Below are 17,526 nucleotides of genomic sequence, written 5' to 3' on the forward strand. Positions count from 1 at the left end.
TCACTTTTAAATATAATTCGTTTAATTTCGTCAGTAAATACGGCTTTGATGTATCTTTGCGAATCTAAAAGCGAACAAAATGTCAACAGCAAACGATTTTACTTGGGTGGAAGGTTCGGAGCCACATCGCCAGCGAACGCGCGAAATTATCAAAAAGCATCCTGAGGTTAAAAAACTGATTGGAAAGAATCCAATGACTTTTCTATGGATCCTCGTTTGTGTTGGTATGCAAATAGCGATCGCCTATTATTTAAAAGATGCATCTTGGGCTTGGATCATTGGAATTGCTTGGTTAGTAGGTGCATTCCCTACGCATACTTTATTTGTTTGCATTCATGAATCTGCGCACAATTTAATCTTCAAAAAGAATTGGATGAATGTTGCGGCGGGTATAATTGCGAATTTTCCATCTTTGGCTCCTACAGCCATATCTTTTAAAAATTATCACTTAAAGCATCATGCTTTCCAAGGTGTTCATGAATTAGATGCGGATTTGCCTGATTATTGGGAAGCTAAATTGATCAATAACTATTTCATTGGAAAAGTACTTTGGTTGATGCTATATCCCTTCTTTCAAGGTTTTCGTACTATTCGCTGTATTGAATTAGCGGTTTTCGATCGAGGTGTCATTTTGAATATTGTTGCACAGTTGGCATTTGATTTTGCCATTGTTTATTTCTGGGGATGGCCTGCTCTCGCCTATTTAGGCTTAAGTTTCTTGTTTTCAGTTGGTTTACATCCTTTAGGAGCGCGTTGGATTCAAGAACATTATTTGGTGTTGGATAAAAATCAGGAGACCTATAGTTATTATGGTCCATTGAATGGGGTCAACATGAATGTGGGCTATCACAATGAGCACCATGATATGCCTTCTATTCCTTGGAATAATTTACCCAAATTGAAATCGGCAGCGCCTGAGTTTTACGAGAACTTAAAATACCATACTTCTTTTGTGAAGCTTTTGTTCACATTTATCTTCTCGCAAGAAATTGGATTGTACTCCCGAATTGCTCGGAAAGAAAGAGCCGGTGTCCCGTTAACTGATCGGTCTACCCCGGACATTGATATGGTATAAAGGAAAAGGTCAGCTGTGAGGCTGACCTTTTTTATTAGATGGCTTGTTTACTATTTGCTGCTATCGTGTAAGGATTTCCCTTTACTTTTAGCGTAATCGGCGTATTTGATAAATTATCAATTTCAATGCCTTGCTTATGAATCTTGATGGCTAATTGATTATCCCGGAAATTAATTTTGAACGCATATTCATCCCATTGCTTCGGTAAGAATGGCTCAAAGTTTAATTGGTGGTCTTGAATTGTCATTCCACCAAATCCTTTGACGATCGACATCCACGTTCCTGCCATACTCGTAATGTGGCATCCATCTTCTGTATCGTTATTGTAATCATCTAGATCTAAACGAGCTGCACGGGTATAGAACTCATAAGATTTATCTTCTTTACCTAATTTGGCAGCTAAGATGTTGTGAACACATGGGCTCAACGATGATTCGTGAACCGTTAATGGCTCGTAGAAATCATAGTTACGCTCAATTTCTTCTTTCGTAAAATCATTTTCAAAGAAATACATGCCTTGCAATACATCGGCTTGCTTGATGTAGCAAGAACGTAAAATGCGATCCCAAGACCAATTTTGATTGATCGGTCTTTGACCTGCCGGTATTGAATCCACCGGGGCAATCACTTTATCTAAAAATCCATCCTGCTGTAAGTAGATCCCACGTTTTTCATCGCGAGGGAAATACATATTTTGAATGATGTGATTAAATTGTTCAATTTCTTTCGTTACAAAATTGGTCTTCGCCAATTTTTCTTTGGCTTCTGCTGGATAATTAGCTTGAATTTCGGCTAATACTTCAAGCGTATATTTCAAACACCAAACGGCAAAGTAATTCGTGTAGAAATTGTTATTGACGTTGTTTTCGTATTCGTTAGGCCCTGTTACGCCTAGCATGACGTATTTTTGTAGGTTCTCCGACCAGTTGACGCGCTGTGCCCAGAAACGAGAAATACCAATTAAAACTTCCCAACCGTATTCCACTAAATGTTTTCGGTCATTTGTATAATCTACATAATCCTTAATCGCATAGGCGATGGCTCCATTCCGGTGAATCTCTTCAAAAGTGATTTCCCACTCATTGTGACATTCTTCCCCGTTCATCGTAACCATTGGATATAAGGCTGCTCCTTGGTTGAAACCAAGTTTACCTGCATTTTCAATGGCACGATCAAGTTGCTTCCAACGGTAAATCAATAGATTTTTAGAAACCTCCTGTGGTGCAGTTGACAAGTAAAAAGGAATACAATATGCTTCCGTATCCCAATAAGTAGATCCGCCGTATTTTTCACCTGTGAATCCTTTGGGACCAATGTTCAAGCGATCATCTGCACCCGTATAGGTTTGATTCAATTGGAATATATTAAACCGGATACCTTGTTGGGCCGAAACATCCCCCTTAATAATAATGTCATTAATTGCCCATTTGGCAGCCCATGCAGCAGCTTGCTCAGCTAACATCTGATCAAATCCCTTTTGGCTTATTTTGGCTAAATAGTTTTGAGCTCTTGTCAATAACTCAGCACTTGGGTGATTTTCTGAACTTAAGTTCACTGCATACTTGAAGATTGTGAGTGTATCACCTTCATTGACAGGTACTTGGTAGTTTAATTCACTGTATTTTTCACGTGTGCCTATTTGAGCCTTTGCTTGAATTAAATTTCCATTTAACTGCAATTGAACTTGTTGGCCTGTTACTACCTCAAACCCTGTTTTCTTTGTTTTAGACCAAACGTAAGAGGTGTTTTCTTGGGCACCAACTTGAACTTCATCCCAGAATTTTTCATCGTAGTTGGAATCTTTGTTTTTGATATCTCCATCCACAAAAGCTTTAACCTGAACGGTGTCTGAAAAATTCAAGGCTTTGATGCTAAATGAAATAGCACCTGACTCATCATCCGCCATGCTATTTAAACGGATTGACTTGATTTCAATGGACTTTCCAGATTTTAAGGTAATAGAACATGTACGAAGGATATACCCCTCCTTCATATTCAATTCACGGTAAAATGCATTTATCGTACTTTGGTTTAAATCAACGATTTCATCGCCAATTTTGATTTCTAAACCATTCCAATTGGCAGCATTCAATACTTTAGCGAAATATTCTGGATAACCATTTTTCCACCAGCCTACGCGAGTTTTATCCGGATAATAAACGCCTGCAACGTAGTTTCCTTGTAGAGTTTTACCTGTATAAGTTTCTTCAAATGAACCTCTTTGTCCCATTCGGCCATTTCCTAAGGAGAAGATGGATTCGGTGATTTCGTTAAATTCAGGATGGAATTGATCTTCGATGATTTTCCATTCATCTAATTTTAAGTATTGTTTCATGGGACTATTAGGTGATAATTTGAATCAATTACAAAAATAGAATTTTGTCTCTTTTTGTAATTTCTGTGCTACGCTGTTTCTTAAAATTGTAATAATTCAGCTGCTTTAACTCCTATGAAATTGGGGATAATTTTATCGGCTAATGCTAAGGTCTCAGCCTCTCCTATTCCAATTGCTTTCATTTTGCCTGCTTTTGCGGCTTCTACGCCTGCTTGCGCATCTTCAAAAACAATACAGGTTTCAGGCGATAAGCCTAAACCTTCTGCTCCTTTTAAGAATACTTCAGGATCTGGTTTGCTTTTGGAAACTTTATTTCCATCAATAATTAAATCAAACCATGGCATTAGCCCCGTTTTTTCTAAGATGATTTCTGCATTTTTACTCGCAGACCCTAAAGCTATTTTGTAACCTAAATCTTTAATTTGCTGCAAGAATTCCAATACACCAGGTAGAATTTCACTCGGATTCATGTTTGAGATCAAACGCAAATAATCCTCATTTTTTTCAATCAACCAGGCAGCTTTTTGTTCTTGGGTAGCTAAATAGTTTGCCCAATCCAATATTTTATTTAATGATTCTACACGCGATACTCCTTTTAATTGTTCGTTTTGTTCTTCTGTCAATTCATAACCGAATTGTTTACCGAGATTTTTCCAAGCTTGAAAGTGGTAAATAGCCGTATCAACGAGAACTCCATCCAGATCAAAGAGGCATGCCTTGTACATCATTTGTTTTTAAATTTAGCTTTTTCTGTATAAATTGAATTATCAAAATTATTACATTTACACATGCGAAGAAAGCCTTTTTTGCTGTGCTAGGGTGTTTATTTTAATATATGCGCAAATTATCCTCTTTTGTGTTTTTCGTCTTAGCGCTACTAAGTGTTACGATTTCTTCCTATTCCCAATTACCCATGTCGTCTAAAAAATCTTCAGAAAAATTTGTCGTGTACCAAATGATGTTTCACCTGTGGGGAAACAAACAGACCGAATTAGTACGTAATGGTTCCTACACACAAAACGGAGTTACTAAGTTCAAGGACGTTTCTGATGTTGCATTGAAGGCATTGAAGAATAAAGGAATTTCACATTTATATGCAACTGGATTAATTGAGCATGCAACCATGGAGGATTTTACAGCCTTCGGGTCGCCTTTAGATCATCCCTCAGTTGTGAAAGGTCGGGCGGGTTCTCCTTTTGCGATTAAAGATTATTACGATGTGAATCCATTTTTGGCAGAGAATCCTGCCAAACGAATGGATGAATTTAAAGCGATGTTGAAGCGTATTCACGCAAATGGACTTCAATTAATTATTGACTTTGTTCCGAATCATTTGGCCCGACAATACTCCTCCGATCAAAAACCAAAAGGTGTCGTTGATTTTGGCGTACATGATAAGCAAGATGTAGCTTTCGATATTAACAACAATTTTTATTATTTACCGGGTACGAAGTTTTCCGTACCAGAAGGTGTGCACCCCCCTGTACCCGTAACGATTCCATACACGGAAATTCCAGCCAAGGTAAGTGGAAATAACGTGTTCTCTTCTCAGCCTTCGATTCATGATTGGTTTGAAACAGTAAAATTAAATTACGGTATTGATTACCAACATGGAAATCAGACTCATTTTGATCCCATTCCCAATACGTGGGTGAAAATGCATGAGGTACTCGCCTATTGGACAGCATTAGGTGTCGATGGTTTTCGTTGTGATATGGCTGAAATGGTTCCTGTTGAATTTTGGACCTATGCCATCGGAAAGATTAAACAGCAAAATCCGAAGATTATTTTCATTGCTGAGATATACCAACCGGATAGATACCGGGATTATATATTTAAAGGGGGCTTTGATTATTTATATGATAAAGTAGGTTTATATGATGCGGTTCGCCGACTGATGGAGCAAAAACCTGAAGCAAACGTTAGTGATATTACACGAGTTTGGCAGCAAGAATCTGGCGACTTTGCAAATCACATGTTACGTTTTTTGGAAAACCACGATGAACATCGCTTGAATACACCAGCTTTTGCTTCGAATAACTTTTGGTCGACGATTCCGGGCATGGTCATTACGACTTGTTTGCATGATGGTCCTACGATGTTGTATATGGGGCAGGAATTTGGGGAGAAGGCTAATGAGATTGAAGGTTATAACGAGGCCGACGATCGTAGCTCAATGTTTGATTTTTGGCGAGTGGAAACGCATCAGCGCTGGATGAATGGGGGTAAATTTGATGGAGGAGCTTTGTCTACTGAAGAAAAGGAAATTGATGCTTTTTATCAAGATTTGTTTAAGCGTGCTGAAAAATCTGAAGCCATTGGTAAAGGCGCATTTTTTGATTTGCAATATGCGCAAAATGAAACTTATCCAAACAAAAAGGTTTATTCGTTCCTTCGTTATACAGCAAATGAACGCCTTTTAATCATTTGTAATTTTGATGCAAAGCAAGGTCATTCCATTGATGTTGTTATTCCTGAATTGGCAAAAGAAATGATGGGTGTCAAGCAAGTGAATTTCAAATTGGAACACGCCTATATACCTCCGCATGGTACTGAAACAGCTAAGGTTTCATTAAATGCTATTTATATTCCAGCCAATAGTGCATTATTCATTAAACTCTAAACCATGAAAAGCTTTACAAAACCTAAATTATCCATTACCCAAATCATCAACATGAGTGTTGGATTCTTAGGAATTCAATTTGGTTTTGCCTTGCAAAATGGGAATGCCTCTAGAATCTTACAGAGTTTTGGTGCGGATGTCGAGCAATTGTCATGGTTCTGGTTAGCTGCTCCTTTAACTGGTATGATCATTCAGCCCATCATTGGTTTTTATTCTGACCGCACTTGGAATTTTTTAGGTCGTCGGAAGCCTTTCTTTTTAACGGGTGCTATTTTAGCGGCCTCTGCCCTTTTCTTTTTTCCACATGCAGGTGCTTTAGCTGGTTTTCTGCCGCCTATGATTGTTGGTGCTGGTATTTTGATGATGATGGATGCCTCATTTAATGTTTCCATGGAACCCTTCCGTGCGTTGGTGGCGGATAATTTGCCTGATGAACAAAGTACTTTGGGTTTCTCGGTTCAAACTTTTTTAATTGGTATAGGTGCTGTCGTAGGTTCATGGTTGCCTTACATTTTTGGAGAATGGGCTGGAATAGCGAAAGATGCAGCTCCTGGCCAAATTCCTGATAATGTTGTGTATTCCTTTTATGTGGGTGGTACTGTATTCATGTTAGCGATTTTGTGGACTATTTTAACGACTAAGGAATATTCACCATCTGAACGTGAATCCATGGGATTTCAAGAGGAAGGACAGGAAGATACCTTGTTTTCGGTTTTCCGTTATATCAAAGAAATGCCGAATACGATGCGCCAATTAGGATTGGTGCAATTTTTCTCTTGGTTTGGTTTATTTTCCATGTGGGTTTTTTCAACACCTGCAATTGCTCACCATGTGTATGGAGTAGCTTCGGATGACCACAGTTCAACAGCTTTTCAAGATGCAGCTAATTGGGTCGGTATCATATTCGGAGTATATAGCGGTGTTTCTGCTATCTATGCAGCTTTTTTACCGCAGATTGCACGCAGAATTGGTAATAAAGCGACCCATGCAGTTTCCCTTGTGGCGGGTGGTTTAGGATTGATTTCAATTTATTTTATCTCAGATCCTACGATGCTGATTTTTAGCATGGTGGGTGTAGGCATGGCTTGGGCCAGTATTCTAGCGATGCCTTATGCTATTTTAGCGGGTTCAATCCCTTTGGCTAAAATGGGTGTTTATATGGGGATTTTCAATTTCTTCATTACGATTCCTCAAATTGTTAATGGGATCATTGGTGGTTCGATTGTGAAGTATTTATACGGTGGTGAGGCTATTTACGCCATTGTCATGGCTGGGGTGTTTTTCTTGATGGGTGCTGTCAGCGTATTATGGATCAAAGAAAAGTAGTTCTTATTGGCTTGTTGTTTAGTTTTTGGGGCGCATTGGGCCAACAAACATCACCTTCATTAGTCGATATAGGTAAGCGTTTTCTAGGCAAGCCGTATCGTGCGAATACGCTTTCCGTAGGTAATCCGGAACAATTGAATACATCGAAAGAATCTTTTGATTGTGTGACTTTTTTGGAAAATTGTTTAGCCATTCGAAACGCCAAAGGTGTTGACTCGCTATATTCAAAAGCACTGAAACATGTTCGTTATGCGGGAGATTCTGTACAATACGAAAACCGCTTTCATTATTTTTCGGATGCCATGATAGCCTTAGATTATCCTCAAATTCTGGACGAATCCCATGTAAGTGTTTTGCCCAAGGACTTTACATTTCTTTCGTCATATCTACGTTCGAAAAAGCTCCCTGCAATAAATATAGAACTGCTTGAATATCGTGAAAAAATATTAGCTAAACGTCCTTTTCAATTTACAGCTGTTGGCAATATAGCTCATTTATTACCACGCATTCAATCAGGTGATTTGGTCGCATTTGTTACGAAAAATCCACATTTAGACTTCTTGCATACGGGTATGTTAGTTCGTGAAGGAAATTCTATTCATTTATTACATGCCTCGCAAGACAAGAAACAGGTCGTGTTAAGTTCACAGAATTTAGGAGAATACTTGAAATCACACCCAAAATTCATTGGAATTTGTGTTTTTAGGCCTATTTTTAATGAATGAAAAAATACGACTTTGATCAGGTCATCGACCGAAAAAATACCTTCAGTTTTAAGTGGGACAATGTAAGCTACGGAGATCGGGATATCCTACCTATGCCGGTAGCTGATATGGAGTTTCCAGTCGCAGATGAAATTATAGCTGCGATTGATAAAATCAGCGAACACAAGATTTTAGGTTATTCCATCGTGCCTGAATCACTACAAATTGCAGCTCAAAAGAAGATTGCCAGAGATTATGCTTGGGAAACAAAGTTGGAATGGCAAGTTTGGATTCCGGGTATCGTTCCTGGGATAACTGCGGCTTGTGCTGCATTTTCTTCTCCTCAAGATGGTATTCTAACAGCTGTTCCCGTTTATCATCCTTTTCATTTGGTTGCGGGCTGGTTAGGTCATCCTCTATTTACTTTTCCGATGATTGAGGAAGCCGGTCGGTGGACGTATGATTTTATTGCTTTAGAAGAGGCTTTGAAAAAAGGCCCCAAAGTGTTTTTGTTTTGCAATCCGCATAATCCGGGTGGGACTGTTTTTTCAAAAGCGGAGATAAAGCGAATTAAAGATTTATGTCAAAAATATGACTGTAAGATCATATCGGATGAAATTCATGCCGACTTGAAAATAGATTCGTCTGTACAGCATACTTGTATTCAAAGCGAAATTTCCTTTTTTGCTACTTCGAAAGCGTACAATACAGCGGGTTTGGGTGGAGCTGTAGCTATTATCCCAGATCCTGCCATTCGTTTGGCATTTCAAAAGAAGACTTTTGGGTTTTTTCCAATGCTTTCAAGACATAGCATTGAGGTAATGCTTGCAACCTATGCCATGCCTTCGGATTGGATTGATGCGCTTCTACCCTATTTACGGTCAAATCATGACTTATTATTGTCTCGGATGAATCAATTGCCAGGAATAAAGATGCTTCCATTAGAAGCTACTTATTTAGCATGGATTGGATTTGATTCTAAATTGTATGGTGATTTGCAGAAACGCTTGTTTGAAGCGGGATTACATGTTTTGCGTGGTGATCAATTTATGGGCAGTGATTTTGTTCGATTGAATTTCGCCTGTCCTAAATCGCAATTGCTTAAAGCCATTGAAATCATTGAAAACGTTGTTCATGCGGCTCGTTAAGTTCATTCTTTTTATCGTTTTATTGACTTCAATGGTTGGGCTCTTCTATTTTGTTCAACATTCGGAGGATGAATCTGTTCTTGTTAGTTTGGATGATCAATTACATTTTTCTTCTTCTGCCGACTCATTAGCTACGCATTCGGAAGTTGATACCCTGCAAATTCAACAACCAACAGCCATAAATGCTTTGTTGGAAGATTATGAGGCACATGTTGAAAATCACGTGCTTTTGTTTTCGAAAAGCAATCAATTAGTAAATAAGTATAAGTTGAATAAAATTGAAGTAGATCAATTATTGCTTGCTGATATGAATGGTGATGATATGCCAGAATGTTGGGTTTTAGGCCATAAGCCAAGTAAACAAGTAGAAATTTTTGCTTTAGAATTCAAGTCGGGACATGGCAAACGAATAAATTTTCCTACCTTGAAAGGAAGTCAGGCCTTCGGATATGTGGGTGGAGATTCTTTGTATTTGGAGAAAACGACGATCGCCCGACAATTTAATTTTGCGCATGATCCCTATGCCGATGTGGAAAGTGGAAAGCGCGTGTGTTTTTATCAATATGGTAAAGACCAAAGTTTTGTGTTAAAGAAAACAATAGACCTAGAATAACAATGAAACCGAATTTACGCTCCCAACAATGGTTTGGAAAAACTGGCAAGGATGGCTTTATTTACCGTGCTTGGATGAAAAATCAGGGTATTCCTGATGATTATTTTCAGGGAAAACCTGTCATTGGGATTTGTAATACGTGGTCAGAATTAACCCCATGTAATGCGCATTTTCGTGAATTAGCTGAGTTTGTTAAAAAGGGAATTATTGAAGCCGGTGGTTTCCCGGTAGAATTTCCTGTGATGTCCTTGGGTGAAACTTTGATTAAACCCACAGCGATGTTATATCGAAATTTGGCAAGTATGGATGTTGAAGAATCCATTCGTGCCAATCCAATTGATGGTGTGGTATTGATGTGTGGTTGTGATAAAACGACACCTTCCCTTGTTATGGGCGCCTGCAGTGTGGATTTACCAACATTGGTTATATCGGGAGGGCCCATGATGAAAGGAAAGTTCAAAGGAAAAGAAATTGGGACTTCGGATGTTTGGCGTTTTGCTGAAGCGTATAAATTAGGGGAACTATCTCAAAAGGAATTTATAGAGGCGGAAGCTTGTATGGCGCGTACGCCTGGACATTGTGCCGTGATGGGAACTGCATCCACGATGGCCACCATGGTAGAAGCTTTGGGTTTGAGTTTACCTCAAAATGCAGCCATTCCAGCGGCAGATGTTCGGAGAAAGGTTTTGGCCCAACATTCCGGTCGACGTATTGTCGAGATGGTCAATGAGGATTTGAAAATGTCTAAAGTATTGACCCGACAAGCCTTTGAGAATGCGATTCGTGTGAATGCAGCCACGGGAGGTTCGACCAATTTTGTTATTCACTTATTAGCGATTGCGGGTCGGATTGGTGTTGATTTGCATTTAGATGATTTTGATAAGTTCTCTTTGAATATTCCTTTATTAGCGAATATTCAGCCTTCTGGGGCTCATTTCATGGAGGATTTATATTATGCAGGAGGTTTGCCAGCATTGATGAATCAAATGAAAGAGCATTTGCATACGTCGAGTATTACCGTAAATGGTAAAACGGTGGGTGAAAATATTGCAGATACACCTATTTATGATCCGAGCATCATTTCAAGTTTCGATGAACCTTTCAAACCGGATTCTGGAATTGCTGTTGTTCGTGGAAATTTGGCCCCTCAGGGTGCTGTGTTAAAGCCTTCGGCTGCTTCGCCGGAGTTATTTAAGCACCGTGGTAAAGCTGTTGTGTTTGAAAATATTGAAGATTACCATGCACGCATTGATTCGCCAGAATTGGAAATAGATGAAACTTCTGTGATGGTTTTAAAAAATGTTGGCCCCAAAGGTTATCCCGGTATGGCGGAAGTTGGAAACATGGGAATACCGAAGAAACTCCTTGAAAAGGGTGTGAAGGACATGGTTCGTATTTCGGACGGACGGATGAGTGGAACAGGTTTTGGTACAGTTATTTTGCATATTTCACCTGAATCAGCCGCAGGAGGCCCCTTGAATTGGGTTCAGAATGGTGATTACATTGCTTTGGATGTGGAAAGTCGTTCGATCAATTGGGAAGTTAGCGAAGCGGAATTAGCTACTCGTAAATTAGCACATCCGTTTGTTCCTCCTTCTATGCCACGTGGTTATGTAGGTTTATTTATTGATCATGTGGAACAAGCAGATCAGGGTGCTGATTTTGATTTCTTGAAAGGTGGTTCAGGTTCTGTTGTAACTCGAGATTCGCACTAATGAAAAAGTATATTGTCACAGGTGCTGGCCAAGGAATTGGTTTTGAATTGGTCAAACAATTGTTGGGCCAAGGGCATTTTGTGATATGGAATGAGATTGATTCAGTCGTATTTGAACAAGCTTCTAAAGAATTAAATAAACATGGATTGCGACAGTTTATCGGTATCCATGCGGATGCAGCAGCTGATATTTTCCGTATTGAATTATTGAAGGTTTTGGATTCAAGCCCAGGTGAATTAGCGGGTGTCGTTTGCAATGCTGGAATTACGACTTTTGGCGATTTTTGGAGCTATTCCAAAGAATCGATGGACCAGATTTTACATGTGAATATTTCGGGTACTTTCTTTTTGATTCAATTAGTGGCTCGTTATTTAAAAGAGCATCAATTGCCCGGATCAATTGTTGTGATGTCCTCGGTTACGGGCCATCAGGCGCATCCCGATTTAGCCGCATATGGTATGACAAAAGCTGCGTTGAATCAATTGGTTCAGAATTTAGTAATTGATTTGTCACCTTTTCAGATTCGGATTAACGCGATTTCACCGGGTGCGACGATAACAGAACGGACCTTGCAAAACAAAGAATATCAATCCGATTGGGCTGAAATTACGCCTTTAGGTAAGGCGGCTGATGTTTCCGATATTGCTGCTTCTACCCTATTCTTTTTATCAGATCAAGCCAAACACATTACTGGCCAAACACTTGTTGTGGATGGTGGATGGACTTCTGTTAGTCCTGCTCCTAGGCACTAGGCCCAGGTTTTTTCTAAGAAATTCAACCAGTTTTGGTGGCAGATTTTTTTGATATCATCTGAACTAAATCCGCGTTTAAGCAATAAATCGGGAATTTTTTGTAAGTCGGCAATGGTCTCAATATCCGACGGACATTGTTCCTTTCCAAATCCTCCGTCTAAATCGGTACCTAATCCAACATGATCCGTATTTCCCGCTAATTCACAAATATGGGTCAAATGATCGATCATTGTATTCAAGGTCACTCCCATGGATTGTGGTGTTGATTTTCCCCGTTCCCAGTTGGGAACCATCATCCAGGCATCCATCGGTAAACCAATAACAGCCCCACGTGAAATGAGTAACTTAAATTGTTCGTCGGTGAATTGCCGATTGTGATCTACGAGGGCTCTGCAGTTATGATGACTCGCCCATACGTGTCCATTGAAATGCTCCATGGCTTCTTCAAAGCTATCATCGCAGAGATGCGTAGCATCTAAAATGATATTCAATTCTTCCATTTTACGCAATAAACCGCGCCCCATTGGTCCCAATCCACCCGTCGCATTCGTTCCTTGTGCATATCGTCCCGGTCCATAATGAGCGGGTCCCAAAGCGCGTAGACCTGATTCATGCGCCATTTCTAAATATTCGAGTGATACAATGGAATCTGCCCCTTCTAGACTTAGGATATAACCGATGGTTTGTTGGTCCGTAGGCCAAATGGCTAAATGTTCATACAATTCAGGAAGATTCCGAATGGGACGTAAATCTCCACTTTTTTCCAATGCTTTGTAATAAGCTAATTGGCCTTGAGTTTGGGCCCAGGCTTGTTCTGGAGAATGCCAACCAGGTAGTGAATTGCCTTTGGATACATACCGCGCTATCTGGGTCGCCACAACTAATCCGATGTTTCCTTTTCTTAGTTCGTCTAATGAAACAGTCGCTAGGCCTCTATCAGGCTTGTCAGTCAAATGTTGTTCACGCGCATTTATTTGTTGAATAGAATCTCGTAAATCACGATTCCACTCTAGCGCATTCATGCTTAAATCTAAATGGGCATCTACAATAAACATCTTATATTGTTATTTTTCGGTCACGTGCTACTACTTTCCAAACGCTTCCATCTCCCACTTGTAAATACTGATGTAATGCAACTGTAGGACAAATATGGTAGGGATACATTCGAACGACGTCGCCAATGCTTAATGTAGAACTATCGCCTACTTCCACAATGCCATGTTCTTCGCTTTGGCTCAACAGCTTCCATTCCGGGTGATCGATAAATTGTAAACGATTATCGATGCTGTTTTCGGGGGCTACGGATTTATGGCCAACATCTATTGAGATTGTATGGCCTGTTGGGATTGAAATAACACGTCCAATCACCTGAACGGCTAATTCAAGGCTATTTGAAGGATATAATTTGGCATATCCCGTATCAAAGAACACAAAGGTTCCAGGACTGCAGACATAATTAGGATTGGAATGATGCACTAAGAAACTTGGCGTTCCTCCTACCACTAGTTCTAAATCCTTACGGACTTGAGGCAATAGTGCATAAAATGATTGAAAATCTTGCTCGACATGTTGCTGACGTTCCTCGATTTGCACGTCACGAATATGTCCATCGTAAGCATGCAAACCAGACAATATCAAATTCGGTAATTCCTCGATGAGTTCAATCAAGGGTAAAGAATCTTCCGATTTAATTCCCGTGCGATTCATCCCCATGTTCAAGTCGACAAATACACGCTGATTGTTTGAAACAGCATTCAATGAATGTGCCGCTTGGGCATCATCGAGTAAACAAGCAAAGGATGTTTTGGGGTATTTATTCAGTAGTTCAATAAAACGAAGCAATGTGGTTCCTGTGGGTTGCATGGACAAAAGCACATCAGGTGCTTCATCTAAGGCAAGTAATTCACATTCTGCAATGGTAGCAGCTTTAAATTTGGTTATTCCAGCTGCCAAAAGTAATTGATTTACCTCGCGCGTTTTATGCGTTTTAATATGAGGTCTTAATCTTGAAGGATTCTTATCTACTTGATTAAGAACCCATTGAATGTTTTTCTTGACAATCTCAGGATTTACCATTAATCCTGGACTTTCAATGTTGGTGAAGTTGATCATAATGCTCGGTCTAAATGAACATAACCGCCATCTACGTGGATGAGTTGGCCAGTTGTATGACTTGATTTGGGTGATAATAAAAAGGCAACCATCGCTCCTATTTCGTCAGCCGTAGTCATGCGATTTCCCAAAGGAATTTTTGCCTCAATTTCTTTTAGTTTTGATGCAGGATTTTCAAGTGTTTGAATCCATTTCTCATAAAGTGGCGTGTAGCACTCTGCTACAATAACAGCATTAACTCGAATGTTGTGGGGCAATAATTCCACGGCCCATTCACGTGTAAGCGCATTCCGACCGCCGTTTGCCGCTGCATAAGCAGAAGTTCCACCTTGCCCTGTTTCAGCTGTTTTGGAACCGATGTTGACAATCGCTCCTTTGGTTTTAATCAAATGCGGTAAACATGCTTGAGCCATTAAATAGTAGTGAACTAAATTTGCATGTAAGGACTGCATAAACTTTTCATAGTTTCCATTGGCAAGACCTACCCCATCATTTACCCCTGCATTATTGATTAATCCGTCGATTCGGCCAAACATATTTACGATTTCAGTAACCACGCGTGTACATTCATCCGGTTGGGTCAGTTCCGCAACAAATGAAAAAGCTTGTCCGCCCGTTGCTTGAATGATATCGATGCAGGCTTGATTATCAGCGGCGTTCCGACCAACTATCGCTACCATGGCTGATTCTAACCCAAGTGCTTGACTGATTCCAGCACCGATGCCTTTGGCACCTCCTGTTACAATAATGACCTTTTCTTTGAGTCCTAAATTCATATTAGTCTAATGCGTAGAAGTTTTTACAATTATGTTCGTTGATTTTTGCTCGTTCATTTTCGCTTAATGCAGCAACGCTTGATTGATAAACTGCAATCCAATCGTCTAATTCGCCCGCTACTTTTACCACGGGATAATCAGTTCCAAATAGCAGTCGGTCTGTTCCAAATACCTCTAAAGCCACATCAATTACTTCATTAATTTGCGATGGCTTCCATGAATTCCAGTCGGCCTCCGTAATTAAGCCCGATATTTTCGCTGAAACATGTTCCAACTCTTTGAAAGCCTGAATATCTTGCTTCCATTGTTGAATGCTTCCCGATTTAATCGGTGGTTTTGCTAAATGGTCCAAGACGATTTTTTGTTCTAATGCTTGGCAAAAAGTTATCCCAGCAGCTAATTGATGCGGTAAAATCAGTAAGTCATAGGTATAATCAAAGGCATTTAATGCACGTACTCCACGCTTAAATGCTGCACCTTGTAGAAATTCTGGGTCTTTTTCCCCCTGAACAATATGCCTAAAGCCCTTTATTGTTTCGAATTGCGAAAAGTAACTCAAACGATCTTCTATGTTCGCTTGTTGGAGATCTACCCAGCCCACCACGCCTTGAATGAAGTCGGATTGTTCAGCTAAGGCTAATAGAAACAAAGTTTCTTCTTCGGATGATGAAGCTTGAACTGCAATACAACTTTCAATTCCTTTGGATTTAAATAGCGTTTCATCGGGATAGAAATCGTTTTGAATCACTGCCATCTCGGCAGTTATCCAAGTATCGCGTTCCGCATCAAAATTCCAAAAGTGTTGGTGCGAATCAATCATTATGAATAGGCAACTGCTGTTTGTTTTTGTTCACCTAAACCATCCATTCCTAGTGTTACGACATCCCCAGCTTTCAAATAAATAGGAGGTTTAAAGCCTAATCCCACGCCATGAGGCGTACCTGTTGATATAACATCGCCAGGTAATAAAGTCATGAACTGAGAAATATAAGATACGACTTGTGGGACATTGAAAATCAATTGGTCGGTATTCGATGTTTGAAAGCGTTTTTCATTGACATCCAACCACATAGAAAGATTATGGACATCGGCAATTTCATCTTTTGTGACCAATACAGGCCCTAAAGGGGCAAATGTATCACATCCTTTGCCTTTTGACCAGTTCCCCCCACGTTCTAATTGGTATTCGCGTTCTGAATAATCATTGTGTAAGCAATATCCTGCAACATAATCATATGCGTCTGCCTCCGAAACATATTGTGCTTTTTTACCAATGACAATGGCTAATTCCACTTCCCAATCTGTTTTTTCTGAACCTTTGGGTATGATGACCTGATCATTTGGCCCACAAAGAGCCGTTGTACTTTTGAAGAAAAGGATGGGTTCTTGAGGGATCTCAGCCCCTGTTTCACGGGCATGATCAGCGTAATTAAGTCCTACGCAAATGATTTTGGAAGGACGAGCAACACATGAACCAATACGTGTTGGATTTTTTATTTCAGGTAAATCCTTGGTTGCAAGGATATGTGCCAATTTTCCCAAACCATCTGCAGCAAAAAATGCTTCATTATAATCACTGATGTGTTCCGAAACATCCAAATAGCGGCCATCGATTAATACAGCTGGTTTTTCTTGTTCAAAAGCACCTATTCTAACTAATTGCATGGATTATAAAGATTTAATGGTTTCCCACATCGTTTCAGCTAAGAATTGATTTCCTGCTTCCGTTAAGTGAACGCGATCAGTAGTTAAAATGCCTGAGGCTTTATTTTCAATATTGTTTTTCTCTTCGTAAGTCATAAATGCCTTGCGTAAATCGATCAATTTACATTGATTATCTGCAGCAATTTTGCGGATGATATTGGAATATGCATTCAGGTCCCCGTCGTTCTCATTGGTAGCATCATACTTCTCTCCGATGACCGTTGGTGTGCAGATAACTACTTGAATATTAGCTTTTTGTAGCCTTTTAATTAAAGCGTTATAGAAACGTTCAAACTTGTCGGCATCTGTTCCCGTTCTCGAAGTCGTTTTATGCCAAACATCGTTAATACCCACATAAATAATCACGATATTAGGTTTCTTAGCGATTACATCTTCCTCATGACGTAGGTATAAATCATAGATTTTATTTCCACCAATGCCGGCACCGATTAATTCATATTTACTAGCTAAGCCTAATGTGCCTATCATTTCAGCCATCTTGGTGATATATCCGGTTTTACCTACACCAGCTTGTGTGATGGAATCGCCAAAAAATACGATACGTATTGGGTTTTCTGCTGTTTTGAATGAACTTAGGCTTAAGCTAAGCAATAACATAATGCTTAAAATTTTCGATTTCATA

Annotated in this window: 16 protein-coding genes; 8 read left to right on the forward strand and 8 right to left on the reverse strand. The window is 39.7% G+C overall.

Annotated features, from left to right (window positions below; all coding sequences use genetic code 11):
• Positions 1-79: 79 nt before the first annotated feature.
• A complete protein-coding gene (locus SKC38_RS05725; protein ID WP_377975902.1) occupies positions 80-1,075 on the forward strand; it encodes a fatty acid desaturase in 996 nt (331 codons plus the stop codon).
• 34 nt (positions 1,076-1,109) lie between these two features.
• On the opposite strand, the gene SKC38_RS05730 is transcribed toward SKC38_RS05725, so the two are convergent.
• Positions 1,110-3,410, reverse strand: coding sequence for a family 65 glycosyl hydrolase domain-containing protein (locus tag SKC38_RS05730; protein WP_377975904.1), 2,301 nt, complete (start codon positions 3,408-3,410; stop codon positions 1,110-1,112).
• Between the two features lie 80 nt (positions 3,411-3,490).
• On the reverse strand, positions 3,491-4,138 hold the full coding sequence (gene pgmB, locus SKC38_RS05735) for a beta-phosphoglucomutase (RefSeq protein WP_377975906.1): 648 nt from the start codon (positions 4,136-4,138) through the stop codon (positions 3,491-3,493).
• A gap of 107 nt (positions 4,139-4,245) precedes the next feature.
• Between pgmB and SKC38_RS05740 the strand changes: the two genes are divergently transcribed.
• The 7 genes from SKC38_RS05740 to SKC38_RS05770 are packed head-to-tail and all read left to right on the forward strand — an operon-like array spanning position 4,246 to position 12,291.
• Positions 4,246-6,033, forward strand: coding sequence for an alpha-amylase family glycosyl hydrolase (locus SKC38_RS05740; RefSeq protein ID WP_377975908.1), 1,788 nt, complete (start codon positions 4,246-4,248; stop codon positions 6,031-6,033).
• A 3-nt stretch (positions 6,034-6,036) separates the two neighbouring features.
• Positions 6,037-7,359 carry an MFS transporter gene (locus SKC38_RS05745; protein ID WP_377975910.1) on the forward strand — a complete coding sequence of 441 codons (1,323 nt, stop codon included), beginning with the start codon at positions 6,037-6,039 and terminating at the stop codon, positions 7,357-7,359.
• On the forward strand, positions 7,341-8,084 hold the full coding sequence (locus SKC38_RS05750) for an N-acetylmuramoyl-L-alanine amidase-like domain-containing protein (RefSeq protein ID WP_377975912.1): 744 nt from the start codon (positions 7,341-7,343) through the stop codon (positions 8,082-8,084). Before SKC38_RS05745 ends, SKC38_RS05750 begins: the two co-directional genes overlap by 19 nt.
• The gene (locus SKC38_RS05755; protein ID WP_377975913.1) at positions 8,081-9,211 is read left to right on the forward strand and encodes a MalY/PatB family protein; all 1,131 of its coding nucleotides are present in this window, start codon (positions 8,081-8,083) and stop codon (positions 9,209-9,211) included. Before SKC38_RS05750 ends, SKC38_RS05755 begins: the two co-directional genes overlap by 4 nt.
• Positions 9,198-9,824, forward strand: a complete 627-nt coding sequence (locus SKC38_RS05760; RefSeq protein ID WP_377975915.1) for a hypothetical protein — start codon at positions 9,198-9,200, stop codon at positions 9,822-9,824. The genes SKC38_RS05755 and SKC38_RS05760 overlap by 14 nt, the downstream gene beginning before the upstream one ends.
• A gap of 2 nt (positions 9,825-9,826) precedes the next feature.
• The gene (locus tag SKC38_RS05765) at positions 9,827-11,539 is read left to right on the forward strand and encodes an IlvD/Edd family dehydratase (protein WP_377975917.1); all 1,713 of its coding nucleotides are present in this window, start codon (positions 9,827-9,829) and stop codon (positions 11,537-11,539) included.
• The gene (locus tag SKC38_RS05770) at positions 11,539-12,291 is read left to right on the forward strand and encodes an SDR family NAD(P)-dependent oxidoreductase (protein WP_377975919.1); all 753 of its coding nucleotides are present in this window, start codon (positions 11,539-11,541) and stop codon (positions 12,289-12,291) included. The genes SKC38_RS05765 and SKC38_RS05770 overlap by 1 nt, the downstream gene beginning before the upstream one ends.
• On the opposite strand, the gene SKC38_RS05775 is transcribed toward SKC38_RS05770, so the two are convergent.
• The 6 genes from SKC38_RS05775 to SKC38_RS05800 are packed head-to-tail and all read right to left on the reverse strand — an operon-like array spanning position 12,288 to position 17,525.
• Entirely contained in the window at positions 12,288-13,346 is a 1,059-nt protein-coding gene (locus SKC38_RS05775; protein ID WP_377975921.1) for a dipeptidase, read from the reverse strand. The two genes, SKC38_RS05770 and SKC38_RS05775, sit on opposite strands and share 4 nt — an antisense overlap.
• Before the next feature lies 1 nt (position 13,347).
• On the reverse strand, positions 13,348-14,403 hold the full coding sequence (locus SKC38_RS05780; RefSeq protein ID WP_377975923.1) for an alanine racemase: 1,056 nt from the start codon (positions 14,401-14,403) through the stop codon (positions 13,348-13,350).
• Positions 14,400-15,179 carry an L-fucose dehydrogenase gene (locus SKC38_RS05785; protein WP_377975924.1) on the reverse strand — a complete coding sequence of 260 codons (780 nt, stop codon included), beginning with the start codon at positions 15,177-15,179 and terminating at the stop codon, positions 14,400-14,402. Before SKC38_RS05785 ends, SKC38_RS05780 begins: the two co-directional genes overlap by 4 nt.
• A 1-nt stretch (position 15,180) precedes the next feature.
• Positions 15,181-15,999, reverse strand: a complete 819-nt coding sequence (locus SKC38_RS05790; RefSeq protein ID WP_377975926.1) for an amidohydrolase family protein — start codon at positions 15,997-15,999, stop codon at positions 15,181-15,183.
• Entirely contained in the window at positions 15,999-16,844 is an 846-nt protein-coding gene (locus SKC38_RS05795; protein ID WP_377975928.1) for a fumarylacetoacetate hydrolase family protein, read from the reverse strand. Before SKC38_RS05795 ends, SKC38_RS05790 begins: the two co-directional genes overlap by 1 nt.
• A 3-nt stretch (positions 16,845-16,847) precedes the next feature.
• Entirely contained in the window at positions 16,848-17,525 is a 678-nt protein-coding gene (locus SKC38_RS05800; RefSeq protein ID WP_377975930.1) for an SGNH/GDSL hydrolase family protein, read from the reverse strand.
• Position 17,526: the final 1 nt, after the last annotated feature.

It is taken from the genome of Aquirufa echingensis, from assembly GCF_042714525.1.
Classification (GTDB): Bacteria; Bacteroidota; Bacteroidia; order Cytophagales; family Spirosomataceae; genus Aquirufa; species Aquirufa echingensis.